Below are 24466 nucleotides of genomic sequence, written 5' to 3' on the forward strand. Positions count from 1 at the left end.
CATGTTCGATAAGATTCTGATTGCCAATCGGGGAGAAATTGCTCTCCGTATCCAACGCGCATGTCGCGAGTTGGGAATAAAAACTGTTGTGGTGTATTCAACCGCAGACAAGGAAGCTAAGTATGTAAAGCTTGCTGATGAAGCTGTCTGCATTGGGCCAGCGCCGTCTCCACTCAGTTACCTGAATATGCCAGCAATTATTTCTGCAGCAGAAGTAACCGATGCAGAAGCGATTCATCCTGGTTATGGCTTCCTCTCCGAAAATGCAGACTTCGCAGAGCGTGTTGAGAAATCAGGCTTTGCATTTATAGGGCCCACTGCAGTCTCTATCCGTCTAATGGGTGATAAGGTTTCAGCAAAAAGAGCCATGATTAAAGCAGGTGTGCCATGCGTACCTGGATCAGAGGGCGCTCTCCCGGATGATCCAAAAGAAATTATTGCAACTGCAAAAAAAGTAGGCTACCCGGTCATTATTAAAGCAGCAGGTGGTGGTGGTGGACGCGGTATGCGTGTAGTCCATACAGAAGCAGCGCTCATTAACGCAGTCAATATGACTCGCGAAGAGGCAGGTCGTGCTTTTGGCAATCCCGAAGTCTATATGGAAAAGTTTTTAGAAAAACCACGCCATGTAGAGATACAAATTCTGGCCGATACCCATGGCAATGCCATTTGGTTAGGCGAGCGGGATTGCTCGATGCAACGTCGCCATCAAAAAGTGATCGAAGAGGCGCCTGCTCCAGGAATTGATCGTCGCTTAATTGCCAAGATTGGTGAGCGTTGTGCTGAAGCCTGTAGAAAAATTGGCTATCGCGGCGCAGGTACCTTCGAATTTCTTTACGAAAACGGTGAGTTCTTCTTTATTGAGATGAATACCCGTGTTCAGGTAGAGCATCCAGTCACTGAAATGATTACTGGTGTAGATATTGTTCAAGAACAGATCCGTATTGCCGCCGGCCTGAAGTTAAGTTATCGCCAAAAAGATATTGTGTTCCGTGGCCATGCGATTGAATGTCGTCTAAATGCAGAGGACCCATTTAAGTTCACGCCTAGTCCGGGCAAAATTGGTTCATTCCATATGCCTGGCGGCCCTGGCATTCGCGTTGACTCACATGCCTATAGCGGTTACGTGGTTCCATCAAACTATGACTCCATGATTGGTAAGCTGATTTCATACGGCAATACCCGTGAGCAAGCGATTCGTCGTATGCAGATTGCCCTCTCAGAAATGGTGATCGATGGCATTACAACCAATGTTCCCCTCCATCGTGAACTCATGCTGGACCCCAACTTTATTAAAGGCGGTACCAGTATTCACTATTTGGAGCATCGCTTAGAAGAACAAGCTGCCAGTCGCGGTAAACCCTAATTGATGCGAGCACTTCATGTCTTATCGTGAGCTCGTTTTCACGGTAGCCGCTGAAACTGCAGAGCCACTTGGTGATGCTCTTTTAGAATTAGGCGCTTTATCTGTCACTGTTGAAGATGATGCAGTGGGTGGCTACGATGAAAATCCACTTTATGGCGAACCAGGACTCTCACCAGAAGTGCAAGCGTGGGATCGCTCCGCTGTTACGGCACTCTTTAATCCTGAGATTGATTCCTCTGGCAGTGCGAAATTTATTCCGGAACTCCTGAATTCTCTCAAAGAAGCCGGCTTTAACTTAAGCCCCCACAAGAAAAAACTGTTGAGGAGCAAGACTGGGTTAGGCTGACTCAGAGTCAATTTTTCCCCATTCAGATTGGAAAGCGCATTTGGGTAGCGCCTTCTTGGCACGATGCACCCACTGATCCGAATACAATTTGCCTCGCCGTAGATCCTGGTCTGGCATTTGGTACTGGCAATCATCCCACGACACACTTATGTCTTCTTTGGTTAGAGGAGCATTCCAATTTAAATAATCAGAGTCTTTTGGATTACGGTTGTGGCTCAGGCATTTTGGCTATTGCAGCTGCTAAATTAGGCTGCAATCCGGTGGTAGGTACCGATATCGATCCACAGGCGATGGTGGCAGCCCGCAGCAATGCTGAAATTAATCAAACCATCATCAACTTCGTCTTACCCAACGAAGGTGCACCTGAACTGGCCACAGAGACTAAATACGACATCGTCATGGCCAATATTTTGGCCAATCCACTGCAAGTGCTAGCTCCAGCGCTAGTTAAGATGCGACCTGGCGGTCAGATAGTTTTATCCGGTGTTCTTGCTCGCCAAGCTGATGAAGTGATAGCCACCTACAGCCAGTGGCTAAAACTCTCCATTTGGAAAGAGAGTGAAGGTTGGGTTTGCTTGCATGGATCATTGGATGATGACAGCAAAGCCACTTTTGAAGCACTGGCTCAAAAGAAAAGTCTTAAGTTAGCCTTTCTCGCCGGATTATTTTTACTGTTGCTGGTTTTTGGCGAATATCTCTCAAGAAATACTTTGCTTCCCACATTAGCACCGCGTGTCGATGGAACGTCGCATTCGATTTCAATCAGTTTATTTTCAGCCCTACAACAGATTGATACAAAACTCTGCAGTGTATTAGGATGTCTAGATCGCACTGTGAGCGATTTTTCAGCATGGAAAATCAATTCCCACAACTTTCTCTAGAAAACGTCCGAGAGGGTCTTAAAGGCGCTGTAAATCCATCTACGCTGCAGGTAGAGATCCAAAATCGTCTTGCTATCGCAGCATTAGCTCCGAATTTAGAAATTTCTCTAACCGATGCAGAAGAAAGTGAAATCAAATCACTGCAATTCACCCCAGCAGAATGGATACCCACAACGCGGCAAGAGTCACACCCAGATTTTTTAAAAAGGGGGATTCCATCGGGAGAAATCATTCAAGTGGAATTGCCAATTTCCTTAACGCAAAATACTGCTGGCTATCGTGTTCGCGTCCTCTACTCCTAATTCTATTTATCAACACTACATTTACCTCTTATAAGAAAGTAATTTATGGCTAGCTTGATCTGTGGCTCCATTGCCTACGACACCATTATGAACTTTGAAGGCAAATTTGCCGATCAAATCCTGCCTGAGCAAATTCATATTCTGAATGTCGCCTTTTTAGTTCCAACCATGCGCCGCGAATTCGGCGGTTGTGCAGGCAATATTGCCTATAACCTGAAGCTTTTAGGTGGTGACCCCATCATCATGGCAACCGTGGGTGGTGATGCTGCTCCATACAAGAGTAGGCTTGAGCAACTCAATATCGATGCAAGTCATATTCGGCAGATCGAAAACGCATTCACAGCACAGGCAATGATTACCACCGATCAAGCTAATAACCAAATCACCGCCTTTCATCCAGGCGCAATGGGCGAGTCACACCTAAACCAAGTATCTGCAGTGGTAGCTGAGCGCAGTAAACACTCCAAAGACATAACTAAATTCGGAATTGTTGCCTCCGATGGTCGCCAAGGGATGTGGGAGCACTGCCATCAACTAGCAGAAGCCAATATTCCGTTTATCTTCGATCCAGGCCAAGGTCTACCGATGTTTAATGGTCCAGAGCTTCTGGAATTAGTCGATATTGCTAGCTACCTCGCTGTAAATGATTATGAAGGAGAGATGCTTTCTCAAAGAACGGGGCTAAGCCTTTCAAATGTAGCCGAGCGTGTCAAAGCGCTCATTGTTACCAAGGGCGCTGAAGGCGCCGATATCTATTTTGACGGGAAATGCATTGCCATTCCACCGGTACCAGCAGCAAAAGTAGTCGATCCCACAGGCTGTGGTGATGCATTTCGCGGTGGACTTCTCTTTGGATTAGAAAATGGCATGGACTGGGAAACAGCTGGTCGCCTTGCCAGCCTAATGGGTTCAATCAAAATTACCCATCAAGGACCACAAAATCATCAATCAAGCAAAGAAGAGATCGCCGATCAATTTAAAAATGCATTTGGCTTTAGCTACTAGCCTGCATTGGGGAGCCCAGCTTAAACACACTCCCCCTGCTTTCACTGAATTTAAGAATAAAAAGGGGTCTCGTGAGAGACCCCTTCTAGTAACACCCGTCGCATTAAGGGCGTGTGCCAGTTGGGAAGGGCCAAGCAGTGGCAAGATTCAACGCACTAGACGTTGGTGCAGCTTTCTTCGCAGCAGGCTTTTTAGCAGCAGCTTTCTTCGCAGCAGGCTTTTTAGCAGCAGCTTTCTTCGCAGCAGGCTTTTTAGCAGCAGCTTTCTTCGCAGCAGGCTTTTTAGCAGCAGCTTTCTTCGCAGCAGGCTTTTTAGCAGCAGCTTTCTTCGCAGCAGGCTTTTTAGCAGCAGCTTTCTTCGCAGCAGGCTTTTTAGCAGCAGGCTTTTTAGCAGCAGCTTTCTTCGCAGCAGGCTTTTTAGCAGCAGCTTTCTTCGCAGCAGGCTTTTTAGCAGCAGCTTTCTTCGCAGCAGGCTTTTTAGCAGCAGCTTTCTTCGCAGCAGGCTTTTTAGCAGCAGGCTTTTTAGCAGCAGGCTTTTTAGCAGCAGGCTTTTTAGCAGCAGGCTTTTTAGCAGCAGCTTTCTTCGCAGCAGGCTTTTTCTTGGCAGTTGCCATAATAATGCTCCTTCACGTGAGGATTAGTACAAACTACATTAAGAAGACCCGACCATTCGTTTCCGCTAGATTATGCACTCGTTTGGAGCTGACGAGCGAGCCATTCATCGGCGCGCAACTTGATGCTAGATGCTGCACGCTAATGAATCCTGGAAAAAAAGCCGTGGCCCCGAAGGACAACGGCTTCTTAAATATGCTTAAAAAAACAGAGAGAGTAGCCCAGGCACCCTTGAACAAGGGTTTTCGGATTTGAGTCTGGTTTTGCTGACTTCTAAAACTATCCAACCGTCTAATCTCCTATTTAGCCAGTTGTGCGCTTTTTTACTTTTTTACTATTCCCAGCTTAGCGCACCACCGGTTTGATACTCAATAACGCGTGTCTCAAAAAAGTTTCGCTCTTTTTTCAGATCAATCATTTCTGACATCCATGGAAATGGATTCTCTTCATTTGGGAACATCGCGTCAAGTCCTATTTGCAAACATCTGCGATTACAAATGTATCTTAGGTATCCTTTGAACATCGGAGCATTCAATCCGAGCACTCCGCGAGGCATCGTATCTTCAGCATAACGGTACTCCAATTCAACTGCTTTTTCGAAGATGGATTTGATCTCGTCTTTGAACGCGGAAGTCCATAACTGCGGGTTCTCCAGCTTAATTTGGTTAATCAAATCGATACCAAAATTACAGTGCATAGATTCATCACGAAGGATGTATTGATACTGCTCAGCAGCGCCCGTCATTTTGTTTTGACGACCCATTGCAAGTATTTGCGTAAAACCAACATAAAAGAACAAACCTTCCATCACGCAAGCAAAAACAATCAGCGAACGAAGTAATGTTTGATCAGCTTCAAGTGTGCCAGTCTTGAAATTTGGATTGGTAAGAACATCAATATATGGAATTAAGAACTCATCTTTAGCGCGAATCGAGTCAATCTCGTGATACGCATTGAAGATTTCTGACTGATCTAAGCCTAAAGACTCGACAATATATTGGTACGCATGAGTATGAATTGCCTCCTCAAAGGCCTGACGTAATAGGTATTGGCGGCACTCAGGAGCAGTAATGTGGCGATAAGTACCCAAAACAATATTGTTTGCAGCCAAAGAATCGGCGGTTGTAAAGAAACCTAAATTACGTTTAATGATACGACGCTCGTCTTCAGTCAGACCATTTGGGTCTTTCCAAAGTGCAATATCGCGATTCATATTGATCTCTTGAGGCATCCAATGGTTTGCACAACCAGCTAGGTATTTCTCCCAAGCCCATTTGTATTTAAACGGAACCAGCTGATTAACGTCAGTCTTGGCATTAATCACACGCTTATCAGCAGCATTTACACGCAAAGATGCGCCACCAGATAAATTGGCTGCTGCTACTGGCGCAGGTGCAGCAGTCTGCGGTGCCATTGCCACTTGATCTGGCTGTGGACGTTGTTGTGTCTCCACTGCAACCGGCTGCGGTACCAGACCAGCTTTCGCTAGCGCTGGAGCAACTTCCTCTTCCCAATTCAACATAACTCTCTCCTAATTCTTCTAATTATGGCCAATAAGCGAAAAGCTTATTGGCATGCTTCACATTCTTCAAAACCAGCATCGCCTGGACGCATTGTGCAAACGGGGCCATCAGCTTCAACTCCACCCGCAGCACTTGCCGCAGCTGCATCAGTGCCATTTACTCCGCCACCACTTGAAACAGAGTTCAATTGACCGCTAGTAACAGTGGATTTCTCAACATGAGTTGCGGCCATAGTACGGAGGTAGTAAGTTGTCTTCAAGCCGCGTAACCAAGCCAACTTATAGGTGTCGTCTAATTTCTTACCGGAAGCACCTGCCATATAGATATTTAATGACTGAGCTTGATCGATCCACTTTTGACGACGGGAAGCCGCTTCAACCAACCAACTAGGCTCAACCTCAAAAGCAGTCGCATACAAATCGCGAAGATCTTGTGGAATGCGATCAATCTTCGATAAAGTACCGTCAAAGTACTTCAAGTCGGCAATCATCACCTCATCCCAAAGGCCGCGATCTTTCAAATCACGCACCAAGTACTCGTTCACCACTGTGAATTCACCAGAAAGGTTGGATTTCACGAACAAGTTCTGGAATGTTGGTTCGATACAAGCTGAAACACCAATAATGTTAGAAATTGTTGCTGTTGGCGCAATTGCTACGCAATTGGAGTTACGCATACCGTGTTGCTTAATACGTGCACGCAACCCACTCCAGTCCATAGTGGAAGAGTTATCCACTTCTACATAACCTCCACGCTCTGCCGCCAACATCGCTACTGAATCCTGCGGGAGGATGCCACGATCCCATAAAGAGCCTTTATAGGTGCTATAAACACCGCGCTCTTCAGCCAACTCATTCGATGCCTGATAAGCGTAGTAGCAAACCGCTTCCATTGAAGAGTCAGCAAATTTCACAGCCTCATCACTGGCGTAAGGGATGCGTTGCATATGCAAGCAATCCTGGAAGCCCATGATGCCCATACCGACTGGACGATGCTTCAAGTTTGAATTACGCGCCTTAGTTACTGCGTAGTAGTTAATATCGATCACGTTATCCAGCATGCGCATTGCTGTGCGAACAGTTCTTTGGAGCTTCTCATGATCCAAAATCATCTTGCCATTGGCATCTGTAGTCATGTGAGCAGTTAAGTTCACAGAACCCAAGTTACAAACTGCAATCTCAGTCTCGTTCGTATTGAGAGTGATCTCAGTACAAAGATTAGATGAGTGAACTACGCCAATATGCTGTTGCGGGCTGCGAATATTGCAAGGATCTTTAAAAGTGATCCATGGATGACCAGTTTCAAACAACATACCAAGCATCTTGCGCCACAACTGTTGTGCTGGAATACAGCGGAATGGCTTCAATTCACCGCGTTCAGCCTTTTGCTCGTAAGCAACATAAGCCTCTTCAAACGCTCTGCCGTATTTGTCATGCAAATCTGGGGTATTGGATGGTGAGAACAATGTCCAATCTCCGCCTTCCATTACGCGCTTCATGAATAAGTCAGGAATCCAGTTAGAGGTATTCATGTCATGGGTACGACGACGGTCGTCACCAGTGTTCTTGCGCAACTCCAAGAACTCTTCGATATCTAAGTGCCATGTTTCCAAGTAGGCGCAAACCGCACCCTTACGCTTACCGCCTTGGTTGACAGCAACTGCAGTATCGTTCACTACTTTCAAGAATGGCACAACACCTTGTGATTTACCGTTGGTACCCTTGATATGGCTTCCTAATGCACGAACATTAGTCCAGTCATTACCCAAGCCACCCGCAAATTTAGATAACAAGGCGTTTTCTTTCAATGCCTCATAGATGCCATCCAAATCATCATCAACAGTCGTCAAGTAGCAGCTGGAAAGCTGAGGACGAGTCGTTGCTGAGTTGAACAATGTTGGGGTACTAGACATGAAATCAAACGTAGAGAGGATTTCATAGAACTCAATCGCGCGACGCTCGCGATCCAACTCATTTAGAGACAAGCCCATCGCGACACGCATAAAGAAAGCCTGCGGCATTTCAATGCGACGGTCTTCAATGTGCAAGAAATAGCGGTCATACAAAGTCTGCAAACCGAGGTAATTGAACTGCAAGTCCCGGCTCGCATTCAAAGCGGCGGCCAAGCGTGGCAAATCGAACTCACGCATACGTGGATCTAGTAATTCCACAGAGATGCCTTCGTTGATGTACTTCGCAAAGTAAGTGCTGTATTCAGCTTGCATATCACCCTGCAATACTTCCTTACCTAAAATTTCTTTGCGAATCACATGCATCAAGATACGTGCTGTTACTTGGCTGTATGCAGGGTCTTTTTCAATCAAAGTGCGGGAGGCCAAGATAGCAGAGTCATATACCTGGGCCATTGGTACGCCATCGTAGAGATTCTTAATGGTTTCAGTGATGATTGGAGTGGCGTCAATATGGTTACCTAAACCTTCACAAGCCGCCTCAATGACTGTGCGCAGAGCGGCCATATCAAGCCACTTCTCAACACCGTTATCAGTCACTTTGATACCAGACTCACCAGCCTGATTTGCAGTTTGTGCATCTTGGGAAACTTCTTGCTGGGCTGCACGTTCTTGATTGCGCTTTTCGCGATAAAGAACATAAGCACGAGCAACGTTATGCTCACCACTACGCATCAAAGCCAATTCAACTTGGTCTTGAATATCTTCAATATGGAAAGTTCCGCCATTTGGTCGGCTACGCGACAAAGCGCGCACAACAGAGTGAGTCAACTGCTCAACTTGCTCACGTACGCGTGCAGAGGCAGCACCTTGACCGCCATTAACCGCTAAAAATGCTTTGATTACGGCGATTGCAATTTTGGATGGCTCAAAAGCAACTACTGAACCATTGCGGCGAATAATTTTGTAATCAGATAACTGGATTGCCTGCGTTCCGCCTACACCACCAGCCACAAAACCGGCAGAAGGAGCTTGATTGATTGCCCCCGCAGGACTCATTCCTGGATTATTGGCCCCGGTTGGTTGGCTTGCTGTCTGTGGATTAGCGTATGTCATGTTGCTCCTGCATATAATTTGGACAAAATATCGTTAAAAAACAATAAGGTATTGCTTGATTAAAACACTACATCTAGTGTTTTTAAGTGCATTAGGCACTAAGTATAGGGAATTATTTAGTATTTGGTAAGCTATTTATGACAATTCTTTATTAGTATTTTTACTAATTTTTCCACTTATTTTTGAGTCATTTTGATGCGGAATTTTGAGCCCTTTTTAGATAAAGGCTAGGAATGTAAGCGTACGCTCACATACAAAAAGAGCTTATCAAGAACCTAAGCCAAAAGGCAGTTTATCTGGAGAAATACCCGTCTCTTTTTGGAACTTTTTCCAATCAAAATATTTTCCAGGGTCTGTTTTGCGATCGGGCGCAATATCGCTGTGTCCTGCAAATTGTAGTTGGGGGTAAGCGCCTGCCACTTTCTTAATAAGATTATTCAAGGCTTCATACTGAACTTCCTCAAATGGTGTTTCACCATCACCCTCCAACTCAATCCCAAGTGAAAAATCATTGCATTTATCTCTGCCAAAGAATGAAGACTTACCCGCATGCCAAGCCTTATTTTGAGTAGATACAAACTGCATTAACTGGCCAGAGCGAGTAATCAAAAAATGGCTGGATACTTTTTGGTTGGCAATCTCCGCAAAATACGGATGCCCATTTGGGTCGAGCTTATTTTGAAAAAAATGAACGATATGGTGGCTTGAAGTCTGATTTTTAAATTCACCGGGGGGAAGGCTTATGTGATGAATTACCGCCAGATCAGGTGAGATATTTTCTGGTCTAGCATCTTGATTTGGCGAAACACACCAATGTGCATTCCCGATCCAACCCTCTGAATCTAGAACTTGAAGATGCTCTTTTGAGCAGTAAAAACGACTGTCATGCTGAAGCGCTTCTGATTCCGGTAGATGTAATTTACAGTATTGGCATTGCACCATTACTTCAGGGTCAATCACTTTCTTAGGCTTATTCTTATTGAGATCGATGGGATTTTCTGAATCAAGCTTAGCCTGTTTTTTACCTTTGATCCAAAGGTAAAAAAGGCCTGCGCCAGCAAACAATAAAAGCCACTTAAACAAGAATCATGACCTCTGAAAAATAACTTCAAGCACAAACTGGCTTCCAACATAAGCAAGCAACAAGGCTGTATATGCACTTAAAACCCAACGAATAGCCGCTCTACCACGCAGACCAACCCTCCAGCGAGCCAACAAAAGTCCGCCAAACAAAAACCAAGACACCAAAGCAAAGATTGTTTTGTGATCAAAAACAAGCGGCTTGCCGAATAAGGTCTGTGAAAAAAGCAAGCCAGAAAAAACCGTCAAACTGAGAAGTGCAAAACCAACATAGAGCAAGCTAAATAAGAGACTTTCCATAGTCATTAACGGGGGGAGATCTTCCAACCAATTTGCAAATCGACTATTGGGAATAATGGCTAGTTGACGATGTAATGCCCTATCCTGAACGCTCATCAGCATAGCATGCATGGCTGCCAAACTCAACAAACCCACGGATACGGTTGCTACAACAAAATGGCCCTTAAACCAAGGATCCGAAACAGCCTTAGGCGATATAACTGCCCCTGGAAAAAGACTGGGCAAAAAAGCGCAAATCAGCGCAAACATTAAGGCCATCCATCGCAAGCTAGAGATAGGCAAAAACCAAGACCGAAACCAATAAAAGGCCAAGCCAACCCATGCAATTAAGGACAAATCCTGCGCAAATCCAAACACAAAGCCTTGAGGGGTGAAGACGGAATCATGAAGTTGCACCCCATGAATCACCAAAATCACAAAAATAGCAGCTTGCACCAAGACGGTTGAGGACCTGGACTCCAAGCCACTCTTGGCTTTGAAGCTTAAAACCAGCAAAAGAACTAAATAAAGTACAGAAGGGAGCCATCCGTATCTTGAGTAACCTAAAATATCCATCTGGAAAGTCTAATCGATAAATGCTAGAAAACCTCACCGACCGCCTATCTCGCGTTGTTAAAACAATGCGGGGTCAAGCCCGCCTCACTGAAGCCAACACCGCAGAAATGCTACGGGAAATCCGTTTAGCCCTATTGGAGGCTGACGTAGCGCTTCCAGTAGTGAAATCTTTGCTGGAGCAAATTAAATTTAAAGCCCTTGGCGAAGAAGTGGTTGGTAGCCTTAGTCCTGGCCAGGCGCTTGTAGGGGTAGTACAGCGTGAACTTGCCCAAGTAATGATGGGCGACACCAACCAAAGTGGTGATCTCAATTTAGCAACCCAACCGCCCGCAGTGATATTAATGGCTGGTTTGCAGGGTGCTGGTAAGACCACTTCGGTTGGAAAGCTAGCAAAATGGTTACAAGAGAAAAAGAAAAAGAAGGTGCTGACTGTTTCTTGTGACGTCTATCGTCCAGCAGCGATTGAGCAATTAGAAACCGTCACCAAGCAGGTAGGTGCAGAATTTTTCCCAAGCGATATTAGTCAAAAGCCAAATGACATCGCCCTTGCCGCGCTTGACTGGGCACGTCGTCATTACTTTGATGTTGTCTTAGTCGATACCGCAGGTCGTCTCGGCATTGACGAAGCACTCATGCAAGAAATCAAAACTTTGCATGCGAGCCTCAATCCAATTGAAACCTTATTCGTAGTAGACGCGATGCTCGGCCAGGATGCCGTAAATACTGCCAAGGCCTTCCATGAAGCCCTTCCGCTGACCGGCGTGATCCTGACCAAACTTGATGGCGACTCACGTGGTGGTGCGGCACTCTCGGTTCGTCAAGTTACTGGTGTTCCCCTCAAATTTATCGGTGTTGCCGAGAAGATGGATGGTCTTGAAGCGTTTGATGCTGAACGCATGGCTAACCGTATTTTGGGAATGGGCGACATTCTGGCTTTAGTTAAACAAGCGCAACAACACGTTGACGTTGCCAAAGCAGAAAAGTTAGCCAGTAAGATTTCCAAGGGCGGTTTTGATCTGGAAGATTTTCGTGATCAACTCATGCAGATGCAAAGGATGGGCGGCATGGCGAGTTTGATGGATAAATTGCCCAGTCAAGTTGTCCAAGCGGCATCCAAAGCCAATCTGAGTAATGCTGACAAGCAAACTACGCGGATGCGCGGAATCATTGACAGCATGACACCGCAAGAACGTAGAAAACCTGAATTACTCAAAGCGAGTCGCAAGCGTCGCATCGCTGCAGGGTCGGGAGTAGAGGTGCAAGAAGTAAATCGCCTACTTGCTCAATTCGAGCAAATGCAAACCATGATGAAGCAATTCAAGGGTGGCAAGATGGCGCGCACTATGGCCAGCATGGCTGCCAAAGGAGCCGCCAAAGGTATTAGCGGACTCTTTAAGAAATAATTAAATCGAAAGTGGAGCTTACGATTGTTTTGCAGTTTGTACTGCAGTAATCACTTTAGCTTTGATGTCATTTAACGGGATGTTCTGAGACTCAGCGTCAATACGGCCTTTGAATTCCACTTGAGAATCAGCTAGACCACGATCACCAATCACCACACGGAATGGTACTCCAATCAACTCCCAGTCAGCAAACATCGCTCCAGGGCGCTCATTGCGGTCATCCAGAATCACATCAATACCAGCAGCCAACAACTCGTCATGCAGTTGATCACATGCTGCTTTAACAGCCTCTGATTTTTCGTAACCCATAGGACAAATCACCACCTCAAATGGTGCCATAGAGATTGGCCAAATAATGCCTTTCTCATCTTGACCTTGCTCTATTGCAGCGCCGAGCAAACGAGTCACTCCAATTCCGTAGCAACCCATCACCATTGGCTGGGCTTTGCCTTGCTGGTCTAGGTAAGTGCAGCCCATCGCCTCTGAATAACGTGTGCCCAACTGAAAGACGTGACCCACCTCAATCCCACGACAGATATCAACTACACCTTTACCATCCGGGGAAGGGTCTCCGATGACTGCATTACGAATATCGAGAACCAATGGCTCAGGCAAATCACGGCCCCAGTTCACGCCAGTCAAGTGATGCCCAGCATCATTTGCACCACAAACGAAATCTGCCATATTAGCGACAGTACGATCAGCAACTATAGTCACGTCAGCGCTAATGCCAACGGGGCCTAAATAGCCAGCAGGTGCATTGCAAGCTTGCTTAATTTCAGCCTCAGTAGCAAAACGAGATTCAGCCATTCCAGGGATCTTTGATGCTTTTACTTCATTTAGCTCATGGTCACCACGCACTAACAACATAAAGAGTTTTGCTGATCCATTTTCTTGATCAACTGCAAATAATAAGGACTTCACAGTAGATTCAAGCGGGATATTTAAAAACTGAGCGACATCAGCACAGTTTGTTTTATCTGGTGTTGGTACCTTTACCAATACAGCGGTTGCCGCGGCGCGAGCAGCAATTAATGCCAAAGATTCAGCTGCCTCTAGATTGGCTGCGTAATCAGAATTTGGGCAATATACGATGACATCTTCGCCAGTGTCTGCAATCACATGAAACTCTTGACTACCAGAACCACCGATGGCGCCGTTGTCAGCGGTTACTGCACAGAACTGAAGACCCATGCGCTTAAAGATGCGCGTGTAAGCATCAAACATCGTTTGATAAGACTTCTTTAGGCCTTCGGCATCTCGATCAAAAGAGTAAGCATCTTTCATGCTGAACTCACGACCACGCATGATGCCAAAACGTGGGCGTCGCTCATCACGAAATTTAGTTTGAATCTGATAAAAATTCACGGGCAGTTGCTTATAACTTCGAATTTCATTGCGAGCTAAATCAGTAATCACTTCCTCTGAAGTAGGCTGAATCAAGAAATCACGATCATGGCGATCTTTAATGCGGAGTAACTCTGGCCCCATCTTTTCCCAACGGCCAGTCTCTTGCCAAAGTTCAGCAGGCTGAATCATTGGCATCAATAATTCAATTGCACCTGCACGATTCATTTCTTCGCGAATAATGTTTTCCACCTTGCGAATGACCTTTAAACCGAGCGGCAAATAGTTATAAATGCCTGCACTCAGCTTGCGTATTAAACCTGCGCGCACCATTAATTTGTGCGAAACCACCTCAGCGTCAGAGGGGGCTTCTTTTAAGGTGGCGAGAAATGATTGTAATGCTTTCATGTATGGCTATAATCAAATCGTTGATTTTAAAGGATTTGAGGCACGATCATGCTTGACCGTGAGGGGTATCGCCCGAATGTCGGCATTGTCCTCCTCAACAGCTGTAACGAGGTTTTCTGGGGAAAGCGCGTTGGGCAGCATTCGTGGCAGTTCCCGCAGGGCGGGATTCAGCATGGTGAAAGCCCTGAACAGGCTATGTACCGCGAACTGCAAGAGGAGGTTGGCTTACTACCAGAACATGTCCAAATTATTGGACGGACTAGGGACTGGCTTCGCTATGACGTCCCTGAGGAATATTTGCGTCGCCAACACTCAAGTCGCATTCATCGTGCCGCCTATCGCGGCCAAAAGCAAATCTGGTTTCTCTTGCGCCTAGTAGGTTTAGACAGCGATATCCAGTTAAGAGCCTCGGAACACCCTGAATTTGATGCCTGGCGCTGGGTGCCTTTTTGGATACAGCTAGATGCAGTGATTGACTTTAAGCGAGAAGTCTATCAATTAGCACTATCCGAACTAGCACGATATCTCTCTCGTGGTATGCGTATGCAGCAACTTGCCTGGGGCTCTCCACTAGACCTATTGCAATCTTTTTATCCCAGCACCGAAGAAAACTCTCAATCTTCAGAAAAATCAGATAAACAAAAATGAATATTTCCATTGGCAAACTCAACAAATATGTAATCAGCATTGCTATTGGATCCTGCTTAATTAGCTTGTTCAGGCGACCCCATGCAAAGCGGTCTAGATCCCTTTACACCCATGGTTTTTAAGGAGGGGGAAACTACGTTGCCGTTAAAATGGGCCCAATAAATCGACATTGCAGCCGTTCTATGTTTCTCCGGGGACTGTTTTCAAGTTTGCAGCTGATACAAGCTCCATCCTAATTGCTGCTGATGGCGTTACTCGCTATACGGTAGCGATCACCAACCCCAGTGGTGGGGAGCAAGTGCAGTATGCGGGAATTCGCTGCGACACATATCAATGGCGCCTTTATGGAACATTTGAGAATAATAAGTTGGTTAAAAGCCCTTTAAACAGTTGGAATGACATTAAGCCCAAAGTAACTAATCGCTATCAGACAGTATTAGCTTCTGGAGCCTTCTGCAGCTTTAATACTCAAGAAAAAAGCAGCGCAACTGTTTTGAATTCACTCAATCCCAAAAGCTTTACTGGCGGAACTAAACCCAGCAACTCAATGGGTCAAATAATCGGTTATTGACGAGCAATTAAACGCGTACCAATTTGCGCGCCCTCGATTAGCCGCGTTAATACTTGATCTTCACGCCCAGAGGCAATGATCGTATTAGCTCCCGTTTTAGCCGCCTCTTTAGCAGCTAGAACCTTGGTCAGCATTCCACCCTTGCTAAGCTCGCTAGCTGCACTACCAGCCATTTTTTCTAAAGCAGGATCTCCAGCTGTAGCGTCGGTTAGCAATACTGCGTCTGGATTCAGGCGAGGATCAGCAGTAAATAAACCACCTTGATCAGTCAAAATGACTAATAGGTCTGCATGTATTAAATTGGTCACCAATGCAGCAAGGCTATCGTTGTCACCAAACTTAATTTCATCAGTTACGACAGTATCGTTCTCATTAGTGATGGGAACCACTCCCAACTTCAATAAAGTATCCAGAGTAGCCCTAGCATTGGCATTACGTTCGTTATCTGCTAAATCCGCATTGGTTAATAAAACTTGCGCACTACGTAAATTAAAGCGAGCGAAACAACTCTCATAAACCTGCACTAAACCCATCTGACCAACCGCAGCAGCAGCCTGTAATTGATGGATCTCTTGTGGACGTTTAGCCCAGCCCAGGCGTTGCATACCTTCAGCAATGGCGCCTGAGCTAACCATTAACACTTCATGCCCAGCTTTTAATAAGTTGGCCATTTGCTCGGCCCACATCGCAATCGCAGCATGATCTAGACCCTCACCATTATTAGTGACCAAACTAGAGCCCACTTTAACAACAATACGTAGAGTTTTTTTAGCATTCATAGCAAAGAGCCAACTAACTATTTAATCCGGTTTTTTATCTTCTAGCTGATCTTAATATCGAGGATCTTGAGCACGCTCATCAGCATCATCTCGATCACGGCGCACAGAATCTAAATAATCTTGCAATGAGTAGCAAAGCTTGTCGCAACCCATACCAGTCAAAGCGGAAATCTCGAAAACGGGACCCTTCCACTTAAACTTTTTCACAAAGTCAGCAACCACTTTTTTGCGATCCTCTTCCGGAATCATGTCGACCTTATTGAACACCAACCAACGCGGTTTCTCAACCAAAGCTTCATCATACTTCCGCAGCTCATTCACGATCGCCACAGCATCGGCTACTGGATCGACATTCGCATCAAATGGAGCAATATCCACCAAATGCAATAGAACACCGGTACGCTGTAAGTGCCTCAAGAAACGATATCCTAGACCCGCACCCTCTGCAGCGCCTTCAATCAAGCCAGGAATATCAGCGATAACAAAACTCCGCTCAGCGCCCACACGTACAACACCCAAATTTGGATGCAAAGTGGTAAATGGATAATCAGCGATCTTTGGACGCGCATTAGAAACCGCAGTAATCAATGTGGACTTGCCTGCGTTAGGCATCCCCAATAAACCAACATCGGCTAATACCTTGAGCTCCAATTTCAACTTACGACGTTCACCAGGCTTACCATTCGTCTTTTGACGTGGCGCTCTGTTCGTACTACTCTTAAAGTGAATATTTCCCCAGCCACCAACACCACCTTGGGCTAAGCAAAGACGCTCGCCGTGCGTAGTTAAATTGGCAATAGGCTCGCCAGTTTCGTAATCAGAAATGATTGTGCCAACAGGCATACGCAGTTCAATATCATCACCAGCACGGCCATAGCAATCCGCACCACGACCAGGCTCACCATTTTTTGCAGTGTGTGTTTTTGCGTAACGGTAATCAATCAACGTATTAATATTGCGGTCAGCGGTTGCCCAGACGCTACCGCCCTTGCCACCATCGCCACCGTCTGGACCACCAAATTCAATGAACTTTTCTCGGCGCATAGAGGCACTACCGGTGCCACCTTGCCCGGCGATTACTTCAATACGTGCTTCGTCTATAAATTTCATGAATAAAAAAGGCCTCGCTAAGCGAGGCCTGTTCCTAAGAGAATTAAATTCGGAATAAATCTGAATCAAACGTGTCTCAGTCAGGCGCCTTATGAACGAGGCAAGACTGAAACTTGGGCCTTTTTCAATGCGCCCTTAACGCCGAATTCCACTTGTCCGTCAATCAATGCGAACAATGTGTGATCCTTACCAATACCAACGTTAGCACCTGGATGAACACGTGTGCCACGTTGACGAATGATGATGCTGCCAGCATTAATATGCTCGCCACCAAATACCTTAACGCCTAGGCGTTTCGATTCTGAGTCGCGGCCATTTCGTGTTGAGCCGCCGCCTTTTTTCTGTGCCATATCTTTCTCCTACCGTGAATTAGACTTTAATCGTGTTGATCAAAATTTCAGTGAAATTCTGACGATGGCCTTGGTGCTTTTGATAATGCTTGCGACGGCGCATCTTAAAGATTGTCACTTTATCGTGACGTCCTTGGGAGACGACGGTGGCCATCACAGCTGCACCATTAACTAATGGATCACCTAATTTCAGCGAAGCGCCTTCGCCAACGGCGAGGACTTGGTCAAGAGTGATTTCGCTGCCGATTTCCGCTGGTATCTGTTCTATTTTCAATTTTTCGCCTGCAGCAACTTTATACTGTTTGCCACCGGTTTTTATGACCGCGTACATGGTTTGAAACCTCAATTAATATTTACATTTAAGCTAATCCACCCTGGACTAGCTAAGCCTATTATTATATCTTGCATGCCCAGCACTGTCAAAATCAATGACTTAAGCCAAATTCTGGCCCCAATTGCCTTAGATTTCAAGGCCTTAGATGAGGTTATTCGCCAACGTTTAGCCTCAAAAGTCGCCTTAATTAACCAAATTTCAACCTACATCATCCAAGCAGGCGGAAAACGGGTCAGGCCAGCGCTCTTGATGTTGGTGGCCAAAGCCTTGGCCAACGGTAAAGAAACACCCCATACCCTAGAAATATCCGCTGTTGTTGAATTCATTCACACTGCCACCCTACTTCACGATGATGTGGTTGATGAATCTACTCTCAGAAGAGGTCGTGAGACTGCGAATGCCGCTTTTGGCAATGCTGCCAGCGTCTTAGTTGGTGACTTCCTATATTCCCGTGCATTCCAAATGATGGTGCGCCCTAATGACCTGAGAGTGATGCAAATCTTGTCCGATGCAACCAATACGATTGCTGAAGGCGAAGTGCTCCAACTCCTCAATATGAACGATCCCGAAGTAGATGAGGATAGTTATCTACAAGTCATTCGCTACAAAACAGCGAAGTTATTCGAGGCTTCTACGGAATTAGGCGCTATTTTGGCTAATGCTACTGATACTCAGCGTGAGCGAGCTGCTGCATTTGGACGACACATTGGCACTGCTTTTCAGTTAATGGATGATTTACTCGATTACACCGCTAATGCTGCACAGATGGGGAAAAATGCCGGGGATGATTTACGTGAGGGCAAACCGACTTTGCCACTCATTTACTTATTAGAAAACGGCGGTCACGAAGAGCAACTTTTAGTCCGCGCAGCAATTGAGCAAAATCAAGACCTACCTGATGATGCATTTGCACAAATTTTGGCGGCCGTGCAAAACTCTGGCGCTCTTGATTACACACAAGCAACTGCTAAGCGCGAGGCTGACTTAGCCCTTTCTTACCTGAAGGACTTCCCCAAAAATGAAGCCAGTAAAGCGCTGGAAGACTTGTGTGCCTACTCCCTTACAAGACAAACTTAAGTACCCAAGCTATTTAATCTGAGTTCTCGTGCGGTAATACGCACTTGCTCAGCCTCGTCGCGCAAGCGAGAAATCTCCTGTTGAGATAGCTTCTCTAAATTCGAATAATCTAACTTCCATAAAGGATCAGATGACCACCTCAAGGGAGACTGCACAGTTGTACGCGCCGCGGGAGCTGACTCGATTAAACGTAAAGCTAATAAGAAATTTAAATCCTGAGCATGAACATCGTTTGGCTTTGCAGCAGGGTTGTCCAGAGGAAAATCAGAAAATAAAAATCTAGGGACTCCACAGTACTCAACAATATCTTTAGCGGCACCCATCACAACAGTAGAAATTCCGGCAACCTCTAAAAATCGCGCTAACAAACTTTGACTTTGATGGCATATCGAGCAATTCGGAATCAATATCGCCACATCCACACTATACGCTCTTAGCATTTCCAAAATTTGAGGAGCATCAACTTCTAATGTGTGGCGTTGACTGCGATTAGTAGGTAAGCCATAAAAATGCGGCGATATTTCCTGAATTAAATTTAAAGTAGCCGCCCGTTTAGCGGCTTCTAGCGGAAACCAGCAATTGATGTCTTCCATATTGGCATTTTTACGATCGATGCCCACATGTGCAATGCGCAAATCAATATTTCCTTTAATTGACTGCTGATAAGGCTGATAAAACTTTGCCGCAGCATTGTAAGGAGCGCCTGGTCCTTGAGGACCTTTATCCGGATCATAAGGAACGACGGTAGTAATTAAGCCTAATACGGATTGATTGAGTGGCTTCTTAGGCAGGTTAAATGACACATCAATGTAATGAGCCAAAACATAAGGATTCTCATAGCCCAACCCAAGTAATAGCTTCGGGTACGCTCCATATAGCGAACTGGTTGATCCTGTTCTGGTGCAAAAACGAACTCAGAAGTTTTAGACATCAATTCATCCCTGCAAGATATTGCATATCAAATATTTAACTTCATAGGAACTTATTATGGCTCAGTGGCTTAGATTTCAGCATCAAGGAAAAAGTGGTTTTGGACAAGTAAAAGGCGATGAAATTGAGGTTTACGAAGGTGATTTATTCAATGCGCCTAAGGCCACAGGCGAGACACTTAAGTTAGCTGATGTCATTATTGATATTCCATGCACGCCTTCTAAGATGGTTGCCATGGTTGACAGCTTCCATGCGTTGGTAACCAAGCTTGAGCATGCAGTCCCTGCAGAACCCTTGTACTTCCTTAAGGGTGATAACTCTTTCTTGGCAGCAAACCAAGTCATTCGCACTCCCAAGTCCTATTCTGGGAAAGTTGTTTACGAAGGAGAGCTTGGTATTGTGATTGGAAAGAGTTGTCATGAAGTGGACGAAACAGAAGCTGCTCAAGCCATTTTTGGTTACACCTGTATTAATGATGTGACCGCTATCGAAATCCTGAATCGTGATCCTGGTTATGCACAATGGACTCGCGCCAAGAGCTTTAACACCTTTGGCGTGTTCGGTTCTTACATTACTACCGATGTAGATCCAAGCAAACTAACGATTAAAACGATCCTCAACGATCAAGAGCGTCAAAACTACCCTATCGCAGATATGATTTTCCCGCCTGCAAAATTAGTGAGCTTAATTTCACAAGACGTTCCGCTAGAGGCGGGCGACATTATCGCCTGCGGTACTTTCAGTAGGGGTTGGCTCCATGAAGCCAGGCAGCAATGTGAGCATCATTATTGATGGCGTTGGACAGCTCGACAATCGCTTTGAATAAATGAGAGTCTCATAAAGAATAAAACCCTTGCTATGTTGAGTAGCAAGGGTTTTTTAATGCTGAATATTGAATTAATAACCCGAGACTGAGAGCAGCGCCAAGCTTCCTTTAGAAGCTTGTACATTTTCATCAAAGTATTTGGTTAAAGCAAACACCGTATTCAAGCACGGTGTTGGAGTTTGCGTAATCTTGCCAAGCTCGATAACTGATCCCAATAAAGCATCGATCTCTAAGCTACGCCCAGCCTCTAAGTCTTGCAATATAGAAGTCTTATGCTTGCTAACTTTTTCTGCTCCGGCAATGCGACGTTCAATATCAACACGGAAAGTAACCCCTAACTTCTCGGCGATTGTCTGAGCTTCAGCCATCATGTTGCGTGCCAATTCTTTGGTCAAAGGATATTGGTAAATACCTTCGAGTGTTCCATGTGTCAATGAGCTGATTGGGTTGAAAGTCCTATTGCCCCAAAGCTTGAGCCAAATTTCAGAGCGGATGTCGTCCAAAATAGGAGACTTAAATCCAGCAGCCCCATCATCTCTGACATCTTCTGGATACGCTCAGTAGTCTTGCCATCCAACTCGCCCAATGGAAAGCGATTCCTCTCCACATGACGAATGACGCCAGGAGCTTGAGTAAAGGTTGCTGGATACACCACACAACCAATAATATTGTTTGGATTAATCGCATTCTTAGCAACGCCACCAGCATCCACCGTTTCAACAGAGTGGTCCTGATACTCACCACCTAGCTTTTGGAAGTACCACCAAGGAATGCCGTTTTGCATTGGTATGAGAATCGTCTCAGGACCCATGATGGCAGCTAAGTCATCAATAATTGGCTCAACTTGATGCGCCTTTTCACTGCCAAAATCACCACATCTGGAGTTTCGGCATCCCGAATTTTTTCTACTGCTTTGACTTGGGCAACCAAAGGCTCTGGTTGGTCATCCATATCAATGCAAGGCCACGCTCTTTGATTGCAGCCAATGTAGCGCCACGTGCAACAACCGTGACTTCATTGCCCGCTCGAGCCAACATAACGGCTAGGTAGCCCCCAATGGCGCCACCTCCACCGATAACACAGATTTTCATAAGAGCTCCATAAGAACCAAAAATTTTTAATTAACAACATCTTAGAGGAGAATATTTTGCAGTGCAATATAAAAAATTGCCTAATTTTTAAGCAAACCCCACTCTAGACGGTTTTTAACGAATCTTTTGGGACAAGACTACCCAAAAATCATGCCGGCAATGCTGGCAAATAGGCCAGCCAATTGAGGCGGCAAAATAGCATTGGGAGCCAAGATTTCGCAACTTATCCAGATAGTTAAACTACCCACTGCCAACAAGCCCCCTAAGGAGTTTGCTCTTGACCAATAGACTCCAAATGCTAACGGTACAAAAACTGCCACTAGGGTGACTTTATAAGCGCTCTCCACCATCTTGAAAATAGATAGCTCTGAATTCACAGCAAAGAAAGTTGCCACTACAGCAAAACATAGAATCGTAATCCGCATGACTTTCAATAAGTCCTGGTCAGATAAATGCTTAAAAATTCCTCGCAGGATATTTTCAGAAAAAGTTACCGACGAGGCCAATAAAGTTGCACTGGCACAACTCTTAATAGCGGATAACAAAGCGCCGAAAAACATCACCTGCGCAATTAAGGGTGCATGACTCAAAATGAGTTTAGGCAAGATCATCTGCGGATCCGTGGTGAGATATTCTTTGACTAGCCCAGGACTAATTAAAGTAGCCGAATAAGCCAAATACATGGGGACAAACGCAAAAATAAAATAAAGGACACCACCCAATAAAGCAGCTTGAACTGCAATATTGACGTTCTTTGAAGAGGTAATGTGTTGGAAAACGTCTTGCTGAGGAATGGAGCCCAGCATCATGGTGCACAAAGCTGCCATAAACCCTAAGATCGAAGCTAAATTCATATCTGGCCAGAAATTACTGAATTGACCTGCAGCTGCTGCATGCTCAATCACTGCAAAAACTCCACCAGTCTGAGAAGACATTTCGCCACCGATGTACAACATGCCAACGACAATGATGATCATCTGAATAAAGTCCGTAATCGCCACTGACCACATGCCACCAAATAAGGCGTAAATCAGAACACTACCGGCTCCTATCAACATGCCGCCCGTCTGAGAAATACTCCCCTCAGATACAACATTAAATACAAGCCCAAGGGCTTTAATTTGAGCAGCAACCCAGCCCAAATAAGAAACAACGATACATAGCGTTACTAAAACCTCTACTGTGCGACCATACTTTTCGCGAAAAAAATCTCCAATAGTCAGCATTCGCCGGTTATAAAGATGGCGCGCAAAAAAGAGTCCCGCCAAAATCAAACAAAGGGATCAGCGACCACCCCTCCCAACCCCTCCTTTAAGAAAGTTGCTGGAATTCCTAAAACCGTTTCAGATCCGAACCAAGTTGCAAATACCGTGGCTGTCACAATCGGCAAAAGCAAGCTATGGCCCGCAGCAGCAAAGTCAGCAGCATCTTTCACCCGCAAAGCCGCCCACAAGCCGATACCAACCGAAATAACCCAATAAATGATGACGAACCAAATAAGCACGCCTGAATGCTCCTACAGAAATTTGATGAAATTATATGGCTTTGTCACTTTTGGCAGTTGGCAATTACCAACCCATTTGGGGCATGCACTAAAACGTTTCAGTCTGACATAATTCAACGGTGAAGCCATCCAAGCATAGCCCTGCCACAAACCCATCTGCAGATCTGGCATACCAAAAAGCCATTCTGGGCTCGGTATCCCGCACCTTTGCGCTCACAATCCCACTCCTACCTCCAAGTATTGAAAAGGTTGTTGGCAATACCTATTTACTTTGTCGCATTGTCGACACCATTGAAGATGCCGGAGATTTAAGTGCACAAACCAAGCAATTGCTCTCAGCACTTTTTTTAAATGCCGTGCTTGAAAAGTCGCCAGTAGAAACTTTTGTCAACCCATGCTTAGAGGCCTTAAAGAATTATGGCAACCAAGATGAATTAGATCTCATCTCTCATACGCCAACTGTTCTCAGAATTTTGCATACCCGCACTACCCAAGATCAAGAGGCGGTAAATCGCTGTGTTTCCATCATGTCTGAAGGAATGTCTTTTTTTCATGGAAAACAAAATCAAGCTGGCCTTCAAGATCTCCCCGAGTTTGAAAAATACTGTTACGTAGTGGCTGGTGTTGTTGGAGAACTACTGACCACTATTTTTAGCAACCACTCCCCTCTATTTAAAGAAAGAATAGCTGGGCATGAAGATTTGGCAATTGCATTTGGGCAGGCATTACAAATGACCAACATACTGAAGGATTCGCCAGAGGACAAGGCTCGTGGTGTCTCTTGGAAGCCAGTAGGCAGTAGTCAAATGGACCTCTTAAAACTAGCGTATCAAAAATTACAAGACTCCCTAAATTACATTCTTTTGATACCCAAACAAGAAAGTGGTATCAGGAGGTTTTGTTTTTTAGCTTTTGGCTTAGCCGTCATAACCCTTTCAAAAATTGCTACTCGAACAGAATTTAGCAACAAAGATGAGGTGAAACTCTCCAGAAAAGCTGTGATGAGTTTTTATAGCTTTACAAAAATTGCGGTAAAAAGCGATACTCTCATGAAAGCGTTTTTCTACCTTTTTAGCAAATCATTAGCAAAATAA

General features: G+C 45.3%; 18 protein-coding genes and 5 pseudogenes. 10 read left to right on the forward strand and 13 right to left on the reverse strand.

The genetic code is table 11. The features are described 5' to 3' along the window. The first annotated feature begins 1 nt into the window (after position 1). The 4 genes and pseudogenes from accC to DXE37_RS09765 all read left to right on the forward strand — a co-directional run bounded on the left by accC (position 2) and on the right by DXE37_RS09765 (position 3900). Positions 2-1366 carry an acetyl-CoA carboxylase biotin carboxylase subunit gene (gene accC, locus DXE37_RS09755; protein WP_114637355.1) on the forward strand — a complete coding sequence of 455 codons (1365 nt, stop codon included), beginning with the start codon at positions 2-4 and terminating at the stop codon, positions 1364-1366. A gap of 16 nt (positions 1367-1382) precedes the next feature. Next, a pseudogene (prmA, locus tag DXE37_RS11810) lies at positions 1383-2299 on the forward strand (50S ribosomal protein L11 methyltransferase); the annotation flags it as partial. A 263-nt stretch (positions 2300-2562) separates the two neighbouring features. After that, positions 2563-2895, forward strand: coding sequence for a DUF3426 domain-containing protein (locus tag DXE37_RS11815; RefSeq protein ID WP_197713199.1), 333 nt, complete (start codon positions 2563-2565; stop codon positions 2893-2895). Between the two features lie 45 nt (positions 2896-2940). After that, positions 2941-3900: a carbohydrate kinase family protein gene (locus DXE37_RS09765; RefSeq protein WP_114637356.1), complete on the forward strand. Its 960-nt coding sequence runs from the start codon at positions 2941-2943 to the stop codon at positions 3898-3900. Positions 3901-4003: 103 nt separating this feature from the next. Here the strand turns inward: DXE37_RS09765 and DXE37_RS09770 are convergent, their stop codons facing one another. The 5 genes from DXE37_RS09770 to DXE37_RS09795 form a co-directional block, all read right to left on the reverse strand. Further along, entirely contained in the window at positions 4004-4513 is a 510-nt protein-coding gene (locus DXE37_RS09770; RefSeq protein ID WP_114637357.1) for a histone H1-like DNA-binding protein, read from the reverse strand. Positions 4514-4845: 332 nt separating this feature from the next. Then, entirely contained in the window at positions 4846-6033 is a 1188-nt protein-coding gene (locus tag DXE37_RS09780) for a ribonucleotide-diphosphate reductase subunit beta (protein ID WP_114637359.1), read from the reverse strand. Between the two features lie 44 nt (positions 6034-6077). Then, a complete protein-coding gene (locus tag DXE37_RS09785; RefSeq protein WP_114637360.1) occupies positions 6078-9059 on the reverse strand; it encodes a ribonucleoside-diphosphate reductase subunit alpha in 2982 nt (993 codons plus the stop codon). 267 nt (positions 9060-9326) lie between these two features. Continuing rightward, positions 9327-10142: a 1,6-anhydro-N-acetylmuramyl-L-alanine amidase AmpD gene (ampD, locus tag DXE37_RS09790; RefSeq protein ID WP_231971320.1), complete on the reverse strand. Its 816-nt coding sequence runs from the start codon at positions 10140-10142 to the stop codon at positions 9327-9329. A 3-nt stretch (positions 10143-10145) separates the two neighbouring features. Further along, on the reverse strand, positions 10146-10901 hold the full coding sequence (locus DXE37_RS09795; RefSeq protein ID WP_231971321.1) for a cytochrome C assembly family protein: 756 nt from the start codon (positions 10899-10901) through the stop codon (positions 10146-10148). 113 nt (positions 10902-11014) lie between these two features. Between DXE37_RS09795 and ffh the strand changes: the two genes are divergently transcribed. Continuing rightward, positions 11015-12397, forward strand: a complete 1383-nt coding sequence (gene ffh, locus DXE37_RS09800; protein ID WP_114637362.1) for a signal recognition particle protein — start codon at positions 11015-11017, stop codon at positions 12395-12397. Between the two features lie 18 nt (positions 12398-12415). On the opposite strand, the gene DXE37_RS09805 is transcribed toward ffh, so the two are convergent. Beyond that, positions 12416-14152, reverse strand: coding sequence for a proline--tRNA ligase (locus tag DXE37_RS09805; RefSeq protein ID WP_114637363.1), 1737 nt, complete (start codon positions 14150-14152; stop codon positions 12416-12418). A 48-nt stretch (positions 14153-14200) separates the two neighbouring features. On the opposite strand from DXE37_RS09805, the gene DXE37_RS09810 reads away from it, so the two are divergent. Both DXE37_RS09810 and DXE37_RS09815 read left to right on the forward strand, forming a co-directional pair. After that, a complete protein-coding gene (locus DXE37_RS09810; protein WP_114637364.1) occupies positions 14201-14800 on the forward strand; it encodes an RNA pyrophosphohydrolase in 600 nt (199 codons plus the stop codon). 169 nt (positions 14801-14969) lie between these two features. Next, positions 14970-15371 carry a CNP1-like family protein gene (locus DXE37_RS09815; RefSeq protein ID WP_114637365.1) on the forward strand — a complete coding sequence of 134 codons (402 nt, stop codon included), beginning with the start codon at positions 14970-14972 and terminating at the stop codon, positions 15369-15371. On the opposite strand, the pseudogene proB reads toward DXE37_RS09815, so the two are convergent. The 4 genes and pseudogenes from proB to rplU form a co-directional block, all read right to left on the reverse strand. Next, positions 15371-16150, reverse strand: a pseudogene (gene proB / locus DXE37_RS09820) (glutamate 5-kinase); the annotation flags it as partial. The gene DXE37_RS09815 and the pseudogene proB sit on opposite strands and share 1 nt — an antisense overlap. Before the next feature lie 51 nt (positions 16151-16201). Continuing rightward, complete coding sequence (gene cgtA / locus DXE37_RS09825) at positions 16202-17260, reverse strand: Obg family GTPase CgtA (RefSeq protein WP_114637367.1); 1059 nt, start codon at positions 17258-17260, stop codon at positions 16202-16204. An 89-nt stretch (positions 17261-17349) separates the two neighbouring features. Continuing rightward, positions 17350-17610, reverse strand: coding sequence for a 50S ribosomal protein L27 (gene rpmA / locus DXE37_RS09830; RefSeq protein ID WP_011902041.1), 261 nt, complete (start codon positions 17608-17610; stop codon positions 17350-17352). A gap of 19 nt (positions 17611-17629) precedes the next feature. Beyond that, entirely contained in the window at positions 17630-17941 is a 312-nt protein-coding gene (gene rplU, locus DXE37_RS09835; protein WP_114637368.1) for a 50S ribosomal protein L21, read from the reverse strand. A gap of 75 nt (positions 17942-18016) precedes the next feature. Here rplU and DXE37_RS09840 point away from each other — a divergent pair, with 75 nt between their 5' ends. Continuing rightward, a complete protein-coding gene (locus DXE37_RS09840) occupies positions 18017-19021 on the forward strand; it encodes a polyprenyl synthetase family protein (protein WP_114637369.1) in 1005 nt (334 codons plus the stop codon). Here DXE37_RS09840 and DXE37_RS09845 read toward each other — a convergent pair. Further along, positions 19018-19866 (reverse strand): hypothetical protein, encoded by an 849-nt coding sequence (locus tag DXE37_RS09845; protein WP_231971322.1) that lies wholly within the window; start codon positions 19864-19866, stop codon positions 19018-19020. The genes DXE37_RS09840 and DXE37_RS09845 overlap by 4 nt on opposite strands. 142 nt (positions 19867-20008) lie before the next feature. Between DXE37_RS09845 and DXE37_RS09850 the strand changes: the two are divergent. Beyond that, a pseudogene (locus tag DXE37_RS09850) lies at positions 20009-20777 on the forward strand (fumarylacetoacetate hydrolase family protein). Between the two features lie 71 nt (positions 20778-20848). Here DXE37_RS09850 and DXE37_RS14455 read toward each other — a convergent pair. Continuing rightward, positions 20849-21868, reverse strand: a pseudogene (locus DXE37_RS14455) (2-dehydropantoate 2-reductase). A gap of 137 nt (positions 21869-22005) precedes the next feature. Next, a pseudogene (locus DXE37_RS09860) lies at positions 22006-23372 on the reverse strand (high affinity choline transporter 1). 119 nt (positions 23373-23491) lie between these two features. On the opposite strand from DXE37_RS09860, the gene DXE37_RS09865 reads away from it, so the two are divergent. Next, positions 23492-24466, forward strand: coding sequence for a squalene/phytoene synthase family protein (locus DXE37_RS09865; RefSeq protein WP_114637370.1), 975 nt, complete (start codon positions 23492-23494; stop codon positions 24464-24466).

Source organism: Polynucleobacter necessarius, from assembly GCF_900095205.1.
Classification (GTDB): Bacteria; Pseudomonadota; Gammaproteobacteria; order Burkholderiales; family Burkholderiaceae; genus Polynucleobacter; species Polynucleobacter necessarius_E.

What these genes read in the sequence shown, in the direction of transcription:
- accC (WP_114637355.1), top strand. Translation starts at nt 2, where the DNA reads ATGTTCGATAAGATTCTGATTGCCAATCGGGGAGAAATTGCTCTCCGT.
- DXE37_RS11815 (WP_197713199.1), top strand. Translation starts at nt 2,563, where the DNA reads ATGGAAAATCAATTCCCACAACTTTCTCTAGAAAACGTCCGAGAGGGT.
- DXE37_RS09765 (WP_114637356.1), top strand. Translation starts at nt 2,941, where the DNA reads ATGGCTAGCTTGATCTGTGGCTCCATTGCCTACGACACCATTATGAAC.
- DXE37_RS09770 (WP_114637357.1), bottom strand. Translation starts at nt 4,513, where the DNA reads ATGGCAACTGCCAAGAAAAAGCCTGCTGCGAAGAAAGCTGCTGCTAAA.
- DXE37_RS09780 (WP_114637359.1), bottom strand. Translation starts at nt 6,033, where the DNA reads ATGTTGAATTGGGAAGAGGAAGTTGCTCCAGCGCTAGCGAAAGCTGGT.
- DXE37_RS09785 (WP_114637360.1), bottom strand. Translation starts at nt 9,059, where the DNA reads ATGACATACGCTAATCCACAGACAGCAAGCCAACCAACCGGGGCCAAT.
- ffh (WP_114637362.1), top strand. Translation starts at nt 11,015, where the DNA reads ATGCTAGAAAACCTCACCGACCGCCTATCTCGCGTTGTTAAAACAATG.
- DXE37_RS09805 (WP_114637363.1), bottom strand. Translation starts at nt 14,152, where the DNA reads ATGAAAGCATTACAATCATTTCTCGCCACCTTAAAAGAAGCCCCCTCT.
- DXE37_RS09810 (WP_114637364.1), top strand. Translation starts at nt 14,201, where the DNA reads ATGCTTGACCGTGAGGGGTATCGCCCGAATGTCGGCATTGTCCTCCTC.
- cgtA (WP_114637367.1), bottom strand. Translation starts at nt 17,260, where the DNA reads ATGAAATTTATAGACGAAGCACGTATTGAAGTAATCGCCGGGCAAGGT.
- rpmA (WP_011902041.1), bottom strand. Translation starts at nt 17,610, where the DNA reads ATGGCACAGAAAAAAGGCGGCGGCTCAACACGAAATGGCCGCGACTCA.
- rplU (WP_114637368.1), bottom strand. Translation starts at nt 17,941, where the DNA reads ATGTACGCGGTCATAAAAACCGGTGGCAAACAGTATAAAGTTGCTGCA.
- DXE37_RS09840 (WP_114637369.1), top strand. Translation starts at nt 18,017, where the DNA reads ATGCCCAGCACTGTCAAAATCAATGACTTAAGCCAAATTCTGGCCCCA.